11 protein-coding genes are annotated in these 13,371 nt (G+C 41.7%); 8 read left to right on the top strand and 3 right to left on the bottom strand.

The window, feature by feature from the left end; genetic code table 11:
* The first annotated feature begins 12 nt into the window (after positions 1–12).
* Positions 13–5,712 (top strand): beta strand repeat-containing protein, encoded by a 5,700-nt coding sequence (locus tag FW757_RS19460; RefSeq protein ID WP_446441583.1) that lies wholly within the window; start codon positions 13–15, stop codon positions 5,710–5,712.
* Between the two features lie 122 nt (positions 5,713–5,834).
* Here the strand turns inward: FW757_RS19460 and flgN are convergent, their stop codons facing one another.
* From flgN to flgA, 3 genes are all read right to left on the bottom strand, one after another.
* Positions 5,835–6,266, bottom strand: coding sequence for a flagellar protein FlgN (flgN, locus tag FW757_RS19455; RefSeq protein ID WP_182718217.1), 432 nt, complete (start codon positions 6,264–6,266; stop codon positions 5,835–5,837).
* Positions 6,259–6,573: a flagellar biosynthesis anti-sigma factor FlgM gene (gene flgM, locus FW757_RS19450; protein ID WP_149981594.1), complete on the bottom strand. Its 315-nt coding sequence runs from the start codon at positions 6,571–6,573 to the stop codon at positions 6,259–6,261. Before flgM ends, flgN begins: the two co-directional genes overlap by 8 nt.
* A gap of 78 nt (positions 6,574–6,651) precedes the next feature.
* A complete protein-coding gene (gene flgA, locus FW757_RS19445; RefSeq protein WP_182718216.1) occupies positions 6,652–7,359 on the bottom strand; it encodes a flagellar basal body P-ring formation chaperone FlgA in 708 nt (235 codons plus the stop codon).
* 141 nt (positions 7,360–7,500) lie between these two features.
* Here flgA and FW757_RS19440 point away from each other — a divergent pair, with 141 nt between their 5' ends.
* The 7 genes from FW757_RS19440 to FW757_RS19410 all read left to right on the top strand — a co-directional run bounded on the left by FW757_RS19440 (position 7,501) and on the right by FW757_RS19410 (position 13,371).
* Complete coding sequence (locus tag FW757_RS19440; RefSeq protein ID WP_149981591.1) at positions 7,501–8,433, top strand: chemotaxis protein; 933 nt, start codon at positions 7,501–7,503, stop codon at positions 8,431–8,433.
* A gap of 20 nt (positions 8,434–8,453) precedes the next feature.
* Positions 8,454–9,284 (top strand): CheR family methyltransferase, encoded by an 831-nt coding sequence (locus tag FW757_RS19435; RefSeq protein WP_149981589.1) that lies wholly within the window; start codon positions 8,454–8,456, stop codon positions 9,282–9,284.
* A gap of 199 nt (positions 9,285–9,483) precedes the next feature.
* Entirely contained in the window at positions 9,484–9,894 is a 411-nt protein-coding gene (gene flgB / locus FW757_RS19430) for a flagellar basal body rod protein FlgB (RefSeq protein ID WP_149981587.1), read from the top strand.
* Between the two features lie 2 nt (positions 9,895–9,896).
* Positions 9,897–10,328 (top strand): flagellar basal body rod protein FlgC, encoded by a 432-nt coding sequence (flgC, locus tag FW757_RS19425; RefSeq protein WP_149981585.1) that lies wholly within the window; start codon positions 9,897–9,899, stop codon positions 10,326–10,328.
* Positions 10,329–10,342: 14 nt separating this feature from the next.
* Positions 10,343–11,035, top strand: a complete 693-nt coding sequence (locus tag FW757_RS19420; protein WP_182718215.1) for a flagellar hook assembly protein FlgD — start codon at positions 10,343–10,345, stop codon at positions 11,033–11,035.
* A 56-nt stretch (positions 11,036–11,091) separates the two neighbouring features.
* A complete protein-coding gene (gene flgE, locus FW757_RS19415; protein ID WP_182740803.1) occupies positions 11,092–12,447 on the top strand; it encodes a flagellar hook protein FlgE in 1,356 nt (451 codons plus the stop codon).
* A gap of 159 nt (positions 12,448–12,606) precedes the next feature.
* Positions 12,607–13,371 (top strand): flagellar basal body rod protein FlgF, encoded by a 765-nt coding sequence (locus FW757_RS19410; RefSeq protein WP_182718213.1) that lies wholly within the window; start codon positions 12,607–12,609, stop codon positions 13,369–13,371.

The following is a 13,371-nucleotide window of genomic DNA, read 5'->3' as shown; positions in this document are numbered from 1 at the left end:
GGTGCATACACAGTGACTGCCAGTATCACCGACGATGCAGGCAATACAGCCAGCGCCAGTGACAACGGCGTGGTGGATACCATCGCCCCAGAACTGAGAATTATACCTTCCTTCTTACTTGGCAATTTAGTATCGCTATCAGGTGATTCAGACTTACCAGCGGGAAGCACCATCACTATCACGGAACATTTAGTGGGAGGGTTAATTGGTGCAAGTTATACGGCAACTACAGATACTGATGGTAATTGGCAATTACTTAACTTAACGGTGCCATTACTTAACCTTGCCTATGTTACTGCCAGCGCAACTGATGCAGCAGGAAATATTAGTACGGTCAGCACACTCGATTTTGATAACGTAGCACCTGATTTAACGGTCAGTGTTGACGCGTTGAGCAACGACACAACGCCAGTTATTTCAGGTGATACGGATATGGGTCAAGGCACTGTGATTAATTTGACAGTGGTTGATAGTGATAATGTCAGCCAAACATTTACCGCAGTGGTACAGGCTGATCAAACCTGGTCAGTATCTGTGCCGCAAGCTATTGCACAGGGAACCTATACCGTTACTGCCTCTGTGCGCGATGGGGTTGGTAATTTGACTACTGAGCAAACGACTGGAGTGATTGATAGTGTGGCGCCAAGTTTATTTATCGATAATTTAGCGCCAACAGCAAATACTGCCCCAACAATAACTGGCAGCAGTAATGAAATAGGCGGAGATGTATCGGTCACAATTGCAGGACAAACGTTGCAAGCGACAGTGGCAAGTAATGGCACTTGGCAAGTAACGCTACCAAGTGCATTGACTGATGGTGATTACACGGTTGATGTAACGATCACCGATGATGCAGGTAATCAACAAACGGCATCTGCGACACTGACCATAGATAGCACGACACCAGTGCTTACAATCACAGCCCTTGGAGTGGGCAACGATGCGACGCCAACAATTTCTGGTACGTCAACAGAGCCGCAGGGAACTGAAGTGGCTATCGTGTTGGTTGATGCAAACGGTGACACTCAGCAATTTACAGCACTAGTGCAAGCCGATGGCAGTTATTCAGCAACTCCAACCGCTGATATTGCTGATGGTGACTACATTGTTACGGCTACTATTACTGATGCCGCTAACAATATAGGCACAGTTCAAGGTAATGGCACGGTTGATACATTAGATCCTAGTTTAACCTTGAACGGACTAGGCACATTTAATGATAGTACACCGATGATTTCAGGGAGTAGTGATGAAATAGGCGCCACGGTAACAGTGAATGTCAATGATGACTCAAACAGTTATCAACTAACTGCTGTTGTACAAGCAGATGGCAGCTGGTCAGTTCAAGTTATTGATGCATTAAACGATGGCGCAATTACTATTACGGCTAATGTGAGTGACACTGCTGGCAATCAAGCATCGGCTTCAAGTAACGCAACATTGGATACTAATGCGCCGACTATCTCGATTGCGAGTTTACAAGCAACGATGGATACAACACCAACTATCTCTGGTACCACCGATGCCAGAGATGGTACGAATGTAACGATTGAAATTATTGCCTCGGGCATTGTTGTGCAAACATTGACTACTCAAGCTTTGGCTGGGCAATGGACTATTGATGTCAGTAATGCACTTGTTGAAGGCAGCTATACTGTGAATGCAGTTGTCAGCGAGGACGGTTTAACTGGCTCGTCAAGTACTAGCCTAGCAATAGACTTAACCGCACCAACATTGGCTGTCAATTCGCCTAGTATTACAAATGATACAACACCATTAATTAGTGGCACATCAGATGCTGCGCAAGGCACTGTAGTTGAATTATTGATCACTGATAGTACTGGCACAGAGCAATCTGTGCAGGCAACAGTTAAAGCAAATGGTACATGGTCTGTAGCGCTTGGAAGTGCGCTTGCAGAAGGAAGTTATAGCATTGCTGCAACTATCACTGACATTGCTGGGAATAGCAATTTGGCTCAAACAACAGGTGAAATAGATTTAACTCCACCAACAGTGTTGATTGATCCATTAAGCAGCACCGCAGATAAAACCCCAATTGTTTCAGGGGGAGCTGTGGGGGCTGTTGCTGGCAACACCGTTGCTGTTACTTTTACTGACGCACAAGGGGCTAGTCATACCATTAATACAACACTCGCAGCAGATTTAACATGGCAAGTCGAAGCATCCCAAGCACTTGCGGAAGGCGCTTACTCAGTCACTGCTGTGGTCACCGATACTGCGGGTAATGCAGGGCAACTAACCGCTAATGCTGTTATAGATAGTATTGACCCTGAGATCACAATTGATCAAAGTAGTTTGATATTAACACAAGACACAACGCCACTTATTAGTGGGACATCTGATGAAGCGAATGCCACTGTTGAGGTGACCTTTACTGACGCAAGTGGTACTGAACAGGTTGTAACAGTTACTACGGATGCTCAAGGTGATTGGCAAGCAGCTGCAAATACCGCGTTAGCTGAAGGTGTTTATTCCGTAAAAGCAACAATCACTGATATGGCGGGTAATCAAGGAGAAGACAGTAAAACGGGCGGTGAAGTCGATATTACACCACCAGCACTTACGATTGTCCCTTCTTTCCTTCTAGGCAGTTTGGTTTCCTTATCTGGCACATCAGATTTACCTGAAGGCAGTGTTGTTACCATTACAAACCATTTAGTGGGAGGCGCTGTTGGTCTACCTTACACTGCAACGGTTGATGCGAACGGTGATTGGAGCGTATTGAATTTATCGGTATCATTACTGACACTAGCTTACGTTGAAGCCTCGGCAACCGATGCGGCTGGCAATACCACGACTATTAGTACTTTGGATTTTGATAATACGGCGCCTGAACTAACGTTATCTACCCCTGCATTGACGATGGATAGCACCCCAACTATTAGCGGAACCACTGATTTAGGTGAGGGAGCGCAAGTAACATTGGTGGTAACTGGTCAAGGAGTTGCAACACAAACCTTTAGCGCGACAGTGCAAGCGAATGGCAGTTGGTCAGTTAATGTACCGCAAGACTTAGGTGATGGACAATATACGGTTCAAGCGAGTGTGCGCGATGGAGTCGGCAACCTAACTGAGCAGACGGCCAGTGGTGTAATTGATACTACCGCGCCAACACTCACTATAAATCCTTTATCAATTACCAGTGATGCGACTCCAACGATTAGCGGTACAAGTAATGAGTTAGGAGCAACGGTAACCGTAACCATTGATGGCCAAACACTAACAACTTTAGTAAATGGATCTGGCTTATGGCAAGTCACTACAACGACTCTTACTGATGGCGATTATAATATTAATGCGACTGTGAGTGACAGTGCAGGTAACAGTATCAATCAAACAGCGAACCTAAGTATAGATACAGAAGCACCAGAGTTAACTATAGCGCCATTATCATTATCTAATGATAGTACGCCAACCATAAGTGGTAATTCAAATGAGCCACAAGGAAGCACAGTTTCTATTACTGTGGTGGATAGTAATGGTAATACTCAAAATTTAATTGCTACTATAGATAGTAATGGTAATTGGCAAGCCACGGCAGCAGCTTTACCTGATGGCACATTCACAGCAACAGCGTCAGTGACAGATAGTGCGGCCCTGACTACAACAGCTTCAACAACAGCTGTGATCGATACCAGTGCGCCAACTATTTCGGTTGATTCTATAGGGACTATAAATGTAGCCACCCCTCAACTCAGTGGTTTAACTAATGAGCCTGCAGGTACGCAATTGAGCGTCACAGTTACCGATAATAATTCCAGTTATACTTATACGACGCAAGTACAAGCCGATGGCAGTTGGTCAATTAATGTTACAGATTCACTGGTTGACGGCACTATCACAGTCGCTGCAAGTATTACTGATTTAGCGGGTAATTCAACAACCTCAACGTCGGTAACTGGATTATTGAATACCAGTGCACCAAGCATTGCAATTGTTGCTCCTGCAGATACCAATGACACAACTCCCAATTTCAGTGGCAGTAGTGACGCTGTCGATGGCAGTGCAGTCGTTGTTACAGTAACGGATAGCGCGGCCCAGACACAAACTTATAATACAACAGTAGTCGATGGTTTGTGGATTGTCTTAGTTACTCAAGCTCTTAGCGAAGGTATTTATACTGTTACAGCGACAGTCACTGAAGCAGGGCTAACAGCAGATGCTAGTGTTAGCGGTTTAGTTGATATTACTGCACCGGTATTGACTATTAATGAGCCTGGTACTAGTGGCGATGCAACACCTGTAATATCGGGTAGCACTGATGCGGGAGTCGGTTCAATAGTTACCATAGTACTAGTTGATAGCTTAGGTACTACAGATACAGTTACTGCTATGGTACAAGCTGGGGGAGTATGGAGTGTTGCATCAAATCAAATACTGGCTGAAGGGAGTGTCGCAATTACCGCCTCGGTTAATGATAGTGCAGGTAATCAAGGTAGCAATACCGCGACACTAATATTAGATTTAACGGGTCCTGTTATTGCTATTGATGTAATCAGTGACACAAATGATTTAACACCTCAGATCACCGGCACAGTAACTGGTGCACCTGGAAATAGCCAAGTTACTGTATTGTTTACTGATGCGGCAGGTAACACGCAAACGGTTACAACCACAACTGCGAGTAACGGTAATTGGTTAATTGAACCAAATACAGCACTTGCAGCGGGTAGTTATACTGTGGATGTGACCGTGCAGGATGAATACGGTAATGCCACCACGGTACAAGAATCAGGTGTTATTGACACGGTTGCTCCGACTATTGCCATTACGAGTGGGCTGATATTAACCAATGATGCGACACCTGAAATCAGCGGCACATCGAGTGAAGCAGGGCGCACAGTCACGCTGATATTTGATAATGGTATAGCGCAAACATCAGTAACAACTACTACGCAAGGCGATGGTAGTTGGAGTATTTCACCAAACGATATTCTGCTTGATGGCAGTTATACCGTCAGTGCAACAGTGTCAGATATTGCTGGGAATACCACTGCTACCTCTGCGATGACAGGTCTTGAGATAGATACTATCCCGCCATCACTTACGAACATAGATACAAATAGTATATTGTTAGGCCTAGTTGTGACAGGTTTTGATGGTGAAACTGATGCTGAAGATGGAGCTATTGTAAGGCTTGATAATGCGCTGGCACTCGGGATCACCTTATTAAGTGATGGTGGGGCTGTTGTAAATAATGGCACATGGAATATCGGCATTGTTGATGTAAATTTGGCCGATTTACTTGGCGCAGGCTTAAGCGATGCTCGCTTTAGCATTACAGATTCAATCGGTAATATAAGAGTGGTTGATATTAATGGTCAGGACCTTGAGATAAATGGAGTGGATGTTAGTTCTGCAGGTGTTGAACCTAGCGCTGAATTCAGTGGCAGTGATAATAGTACTGAATTATTATCATCAAACGATGATAATATTGATTTAAGTAAAATTAGCAGTGTTGCTCCGGTATCTGAATTAACACCACAACTGAGTCAATTAACAGTTGCAGATCTTCTTGCAGAGAGTGAACAAAATAACTTGCTCGCACTCGATCCTGTGAGTGAGAGTAATAGTCTGGTGTTTACAGCACAGCAGAAAGCTACTGCGGAGCCTGCTCTTGATGTGCAAAATCAATCAGAGGAAATGATTAAGAAATTAATCGAAAGCGGCAATAATCAAATTGATAGTTAATTATTGTTAAGCAAAAGATATAAGGCGCGGGTTGTCCCGCGCTTAATCACTTTCGAGATAATTTTAAATAGGGAAAGAAAAATAATAAAGGGAATTTTGTAAAACTAAAAGTAGGAGTCAAATTATGCTTTTAAGTTATGGACGATCTTACTGTTACCATGGACAACACTACCATCTTGGTCATATGTTGTAGAGGTTGGCACACCAATCAAAATGTCTTTTAATTGTTTTACTGTTAATTGTGCATGGTGGGCTGCATGAGCATTAACGTCATTCTTCTTTTTACATGACTCTAATAGCTTATGCACATCACTCGTTAAGCTTGTTACTTCGTCAGATTCAACGTCATTACCTGCAAATAAGGCTTTGAGTTCTTTATCTAACGTTTGAATTTGACTTAAAAAGGTAAGTTTTTGTTTCGCGATATCTTTAAGGCCCTCGCCACGACGGGAGGCTATAGCGGTTAATTCATCTTCTAAGATATCAGCAAGGGATGTTAAGCAATTTAGCTGCATAACAAGTTTAGAACTGATCAAACTGGTGTGATCAGCCATACACATCAAACTCAAATGCAGCGATATTTTTAGCTAGCTTTTCAGCATCGATTTGATATTTACCTTCAGTAATTGCTTTTTTTAGCTCAGCCACTTTGTTGCTATCAAAACCAGAAGATTGCTGTGCTTTATCTTGCAAAGATTTTAATTGTTGCGCTTGTGGCGTTAAGCTTACTGAGTCAGCTGTCGCTTTTGGCGTAGTTGCTTGCGCAGTATTAGCATTATTATTTTGTAAATCAATTTTTTGCTGTTTAGCATTGGTCAACACATTAGCCTGTTGCTGACCTTTATTTACTTGGCTTACCATGATTTTAACCTATACATTATCCAACACATGCCTTGTTATCGGCAACCATGTTAGAAACTTTAGCACAAATACGAAAATTTAAATAATTACCTGCACAGACTCAACACCATCAACGCGGGCATTTAAAACTTTCCCTGACTTTGCATTTTTAACCTTTACCTGCTCTCCTAAAGTACCATCTTCTAGGGCTAAACCGGAAGTTTTTATTTTCAATCCTCGAATTATTGCAAAAATAGTGACATTATCGCCTTTGCAGACCATACAGATTTGATTTAATGCAACAGGGTAACCACTGCGGATATTACGTTTGCTGCGGCTACCAATCAGCAGCTCTTGATTTTGTAAATACTGCGCTCTTACGAAATGTTTTGGTTTCATAATCAAACGTAAATGATGAGCTTCAATAACCTCCCCGCGACTTAAATTTTCAGTGGCTATAATCACAGGGGTGAGTTCAATCATACGTACATGAACATATTGGCTCCAACCATTGAGGTCATCACATTTTATTTGTACGGTTATTTGGCGATTAAATGGCGGCTCAGTAGGAATATTAAATGCAAGGTCGCTGTTGCAGCCACGATCAGGTATCCGACTATCCAATGTTAGAGCATTGAGTTCCTTATCATCGGCGGTATTAGGGTCTAATTGATCATAGACATGGGATACAGCAAGTTCTTGCAATTGTTCTTTGCTATATGTTTGTGCATACAGTGGAGTAACTAGGCATAAGCTAGCAAGAAAATAAAAAACACTGTATCTTCGGCTTTTTTTTAACAAACTCATAATGTTTCGACTATGCTTATGGTTGAAAACAGGGTATAAATATTTAGCGTCAATAAACAGACGCTCCCGTGTAGTTATGTAGCTTTACAGAAAGAAAGCAATTATTGTTCCGTTCTTATTCGCTTTCTTCAGGAGATTGAAATGGCAGGCATTTTAGACTCAGTTAACCAACGTACTCAATTGGTTGGGCAAAACCGTCTTGAATTATTATTATTCAAGCTAAGAGGGCGGCAGCGCTTTGGTATTAATGTGTTTAAAGTGAGAGAAGTACTGCAATGCCCTCCTTTAACAAACATGCCGAAGTCGAATGCCTATGTAAGAGGTGTCGCACATATACGTGGGCAAACTATTTCTGTTATTGATTTATCAATGGCTGTAGGTGGCCCTGCGATCGAGAATATTAAAGATAGTTTTATTATCATTGCTGAATATAACCGCTCCGTACAAGGTTTTTTGGTTGGCGGCGTTGAGCGAATTGTAAATATGAATTGGGAAAAAATAATGCCGCCACCGTCTGGGGCTGGCAGATATTCGTATTTAACAGCAGTGACAGAAATTGAAAATGAGTTAGTCGAAATTCTTGATGTAGAAAAAATATTAAATGAAATTTGCCCGGTAAATACTGAAGTCAGTGCAGCAATAGCTAATGATGGTGAAATTCAAAAAGACTTAGGTGAGCGCATCGTATTTATTGCCGATGACTCTGCCGTTGCTCGTAATCAAGTCAAACGTGCTCTAGAGCCGTTAGGCGTGCAGACTGAGCTTGCTAAAAACGGGAAAGAAGCATTAATTCGCCTCCGGGAAATTGCTGCACTTGACTGTAAGCATGATATTACCGAGCGAGTTGGTTTATTGATCTCTGATGTTGAAATGCCAGAAATGGACGGTTATACCCTCACGGCTGAAATAAAAGCAGATCCAAAGTTAGCCCCATTACATGTTATTCTGCATACATCACTCAGTGGTGTGTTCAATCAAGCGATGATTGAAAAAGTGGGGGCTGATGACTTTATTGCTAAGTTCAATCCGGATGAGTTAGCTACAGCAGTGAAAAAATGGGTTCATTGTGACTAATTTGAAAAGGCGGTGTTACTTTGGAAAATAAGCATTTACAACAAAGTGAGTACGATCAGTTTCGTTCTTTTTTAGAGCAACAATGTGGCATTGTTTTGGGTGATAATAAGCTTTATTTAGTCAAAAGCAGGCTTGCTCCGCTAATGGTTCGTTTCAATGTTGAGTCATTGTCACAATTGGTCAGTAAAACACTGAGTCCGCATGAGCGGCAGTTACGTGCCGCAGTTGTTGATGCTATGACGACCAATGAAACTTTATGGTTTCGGGATCAATACCCGTTTGAACTATTACAAAGTAAGTTATTCCCAGAGCATAAAGAGTTGCGTCGACCGTTGAAAATTTGGTCAGCGGCAAGTTCCTCAGGACAAGAGCCATATTCTATTGCCATGTCGGTCGCTGAGTTTCAAGCTAAGCAGCCGGGTGTATTAAAAATGGGCGCGCAGATCATCGGCACCGATATTTCTAATACTATGTTAGATATGTGTAAACATGCAGAATATGACTCTCTTGCTTTAGCTAGAGGGCTGTCGGTAGAGCGCAGGAAGAAGTTCTTCAAAGATAGCGGCAATGGGATGGCGCAAGTTAACGACTCAATAAAAAAATTAGTGAGTTTTCGACACCTTAATTTATTAGATTCATACGCACTAATGGGCAAATTTGATATTATTTTTTGCCGTAATGTGCTGATTTATTTTGCACCTGAGGTGAAAGCCAAAATTATTGCTCAGTTTGCTCAAGCACTTAACCCTAAGGGGTATTTATTTTTAGGTGCTTCAGAGTCTATGTCAGGGTTAAGTAACGAGTTTGATATGGTACGCTGTAATCCTGGTATTATTTATCAAAAGAAATAACTTACCAGCGTAAATAACGCGCTAAAACGCAAGTAACTCAAGTCTCATCGGTAGTAAAGCCGAATCTAGAATACGATAAAACGATGTGCCTCCACATCGTTTTTCTTTTTAAATCAAAAATTAAACACATCATAAAACACTAACCTAGTTGGCTCACCTTTTGCATTAATCATCTTAAGTCAATTTTTTGGAGATGGTTATGGCTATCAGTTTTGATAAAGCATTTGGGGTTCATCCTCATGCAATGTTGATCCGTTCGCAACGTGCTGAGTTATTAGCAACCAATATCGCTAATGCTGATACGCCGGGCTATAAAGCGAAGGATATCGACTTTGCCTCAGCATTGAAAGCGGCAAAAAGCCACCAGCAAGGCGGCAATAACATGGTAACAACTAACCCGAATCACATTGCAGGTGGTAGTCGTTATATCGGTAATAGTGAAATGTTTCGTTCGCCAAATCAAGCAGATACAGGTGATGGTAACTCGGTTGATATACAAGTGGAACGAAACTTGTATACAAAGAACTCATTAGAGTATCAGGCAAGCCTGCAATTTATGAGTAGTAAAATTAAAGGCCTTAAAAAAGCCCTCGGTAGTCAAGGAGCCTAAGCATGAGTTTATATAACGTTTTTGATATTTCAGGTAGTGGTATGAGTGCGCAAAATGTGCGTTTGAACACCACCGCAAGTAATATTTCCAATGCCAATAGCATTAGCTCAAGCCAAGACAAAACTTACCGGGCGCGTCACCCTGTTTTTGCAGCTGAACTGATGAAAGCATCAGAATCAACTGGTAATACGCAGGGATCGTCTGTTGGCGTTAAAGTACTAGGCATTGTAGAGAGTAATAAACCACTGCAAATTGAATATAACCCAAATCACCCCAGTGCGGATGAAAATGGTTATATCTACAAACCTAACGTTAATGTCGTTGAAGAAATGGCTAATATGATTTCCGCCTCACGCTCTTATCAAACCAATGTGCAAGTTGCTGATGCAGCGAAGCAAATGTTAAGTAAAACACTGTTGCTTGGGCAGCGGTAATTGAGGGTTAGATTATGAGTAACGACATAAATACTGCATCATCAAGCTATATAGATTCGCTTCGTTGGCCGAGTAAACAAGAGGCTGACGAAAAGACTGGTGAAAAGAAAAGTGATGCATTAACGCAAGAGGATTTCTTTTCATTATTAACGCAGCAACTGTCGTTTCAAGATCCCAGTAAACCTGCGGACAACGACCAAATGATTGCACAAATGACGAACTTTACCATGGCAGAAGGTATCTCAAATTTAAATTCAAAGTTTGAGTCTTTGGCTGCTTCAATGACCTCTAATTCAGCGTTGCAAGCATCAACTCTGGTAGGCAAAAAAGCTTTAGTTGAATCAGATACATTAGATCTTAACAGCAGTGGTGATGTCTCGGGCATGATTGCTGTTGAAAGTCCCGTTAAAGATTTAAGGCTCAGTATTACAGATGCTTCCGGACAACTAGTGAGAGTAATTGAGTTAGGTGATAAACCTGCTGGTGGCTTACGTTTTAACTGGGATGGAAAAAATGAAGCCGGTGAGAGCCTTCCGCCAGGAGAATACAATATCAAAGCAGAGGGCAGCATGGGCGAAGAATTTACTAGTTTACCCATGGCCTCTTATAAAAATATTGATAGCGTCAATATTAATGGCGCTAACGGTATTATTATTAACACTAAAGAAGGGGCAGTTAAGCTGTCTGATGTCGCAGAAATTGCGTGATAAATTTTATTTATTTTTTAGCCTATTGGCTAAATTTTATAGGTTAGAGGTGAATTATGAGTTTTAATATTGCATTAACTGGCATTGCTGCCGCACAAAAAGATTTGGATGTTACTGCTAATAACATCGCTAATGTAAATACCTACGGTTTTAAAGAATCGAGAGCTGAGTTTGCCGATGTTTATTCATCATCAGTTTTTTCTTCGGGTAAAACTAAAAATGGTGATGGTGTACAAACAGCATCTGTAGCACAGCAGTTTCATCAAGGTTCAACATTAGGCACTAAAAATTCACTCGATCTTGCTATAGGAGGTGAAGGATACTTTGCTCTTAGCAATGAGTTAGGCTCACAAGATAAAACATTCACTCGTGCAGGGGCGTTTAAATTAGATAAAGATAACTTTATCGTTGACGCACAAGGTAATTACTTACAAGGCTTTCCTGTTGATGAAATTAGTGGAGATGCAACATCAGTAAGTTTAACCTCCTCTGGGGCGATTCAAATTCCTGATTCATCAGGTTCCCCGCGGGCTACCTCAAGTGTATATTCGTCATTTCGATTGGATTCGACCAAAGATACACCGACTATTACACCATTTGATCCAACTCAATCAGGGTCATATACTCACTCTACCTCAACCAATGTTTATGATTCGCTAGGTGAGCCGCATACTATGCAATTGTTTTTTGTGAAAACGGATGCAGCTGTTACAGGTAATGCTAATGAGTGGCAAACCTATGCCACGTTAGACGGTCAAGCATTCAATCCTGATGGAAGCTCGCAAGGCGCTACTGGACCATTTAATCCAATTTCAACATTTCAGTTTGATGCGAACGGCTTACCACTTAACACCAATGGTACCGCAAATACAGGCAATACATTTAACCCTGTTGTGTTAGATAGCACTAATTTGACAGGGTTTTTAAGCAATGGTGCTAGCTTTCCTAATAATGTAACTATCAACTGGCGTGATGAAGCAGGTACCTCTGCAAAAATCCCGACCCAGCATGCAGGCAAGTTTGAAAATAAAGTATTATCTCAAGATGGTGCTGCTGTGGGACGGTTGGCAAATATAGACATTGGTGTTGATGGAAAAATTGTTGCTTCTTATAGTAATGGTGACTCTAACTACCTAGGTCAAGTTGCGTTAGTCCGTTTTCCCAATTCACAGGGGTTACAACAAGTAGGCAATACGTCATGGAAGAAAAGTTTAACTTCAGGTGACCCTGTAGCGGGTGAAGCAAATTCAGGCGCATTTGGTAAGATTAGCTCATCAGCATTAGAGCAATCAAACGTGAACTTAACCAATGAGCTTGTTGATTTGATCAGCGCACAGCGTAACTTCCAAGCTAACTCGCGTGCACTCGAAGTGAATTCAACACTACAGCAAGCTATTTTGCAGATCCGTTAATCTCGTTTTAATATTTTTTACAATCCGACACCTAGGCTGCTATTTATTAGCAGCCTTTTTTATTTGTGCTTGATTATATTTTGTAATTTATTACGTCATTTTATTGTGGCACTTATCTTGCATTTGTCATGTTATAGATTTTTAACGTGAGTCGATGTTATGGACAAGATGGTCTACATTGCAGCGTCTGGAGCTAAGCAAAGTTTGCGGGGCCTAGAGCTTAAAGCAAATAATTTAGCAAATGCCAATACCACAGGCTTTAAAGCTGACTTCGCGCAAGCGCGCTCAATGCAAGCTTTTGGTGAAGGCTTACCGACACGTGTTTTTACTATGCAGGAACGGCCAGGCTCTAATATGACTTCCGGCGGTATTGTTGAAACTGGACGTGATCTTGATATTGCTATGAGCGATAAAGGGTGGCTTACAGTGCAAGATGCTTCAGGGAATGAGGCATATACTAAAGTTGGCACGTTGAATATCACCCCTGATGGCGCTTTGATCACCAGTCACGGGCGTCAAGTTATTGGCGAAGGTGGACCGATTATTTTGCCATTGCCAGTGGAGAAAGTCGAATTTAGTGACGATGGTTCAATCCAAGTTCGCCCGCAAGGTGCGCCGGCTAACTTTTTAGAAGTTGTTGACCGTTTGAAGGTAATTAAGGCAAATAATTCTGAGCTTGAAAAAGGCAATGATGGCTTATTTCGACCAAAACCCGAATTACTGGAAAATGGTATATGTGGATTTTGTGACATCTCTAATGATGTGAAAGTAATGAGTGGCACTTTGGAAATGTCAAATGTGAATCCGGTACATGAGATGGTGGATATGATAAGCCATCAACGCCAATTTGAATTACAAGTTAAGTTAATGAAAACGGCTGAAGAAATTGACGAACGTCAAACTCAATTGCTGCGTATTGTTTAA

The organism is Pseudoalteromonas sp. 1181_04 (genome assembly GCF_052850545.1).
The sequence above is the reverse complement of the archived record's forward strand: the minus strand, read 5'-3'. Positions and strand labels throughout refer to the sequence as shown.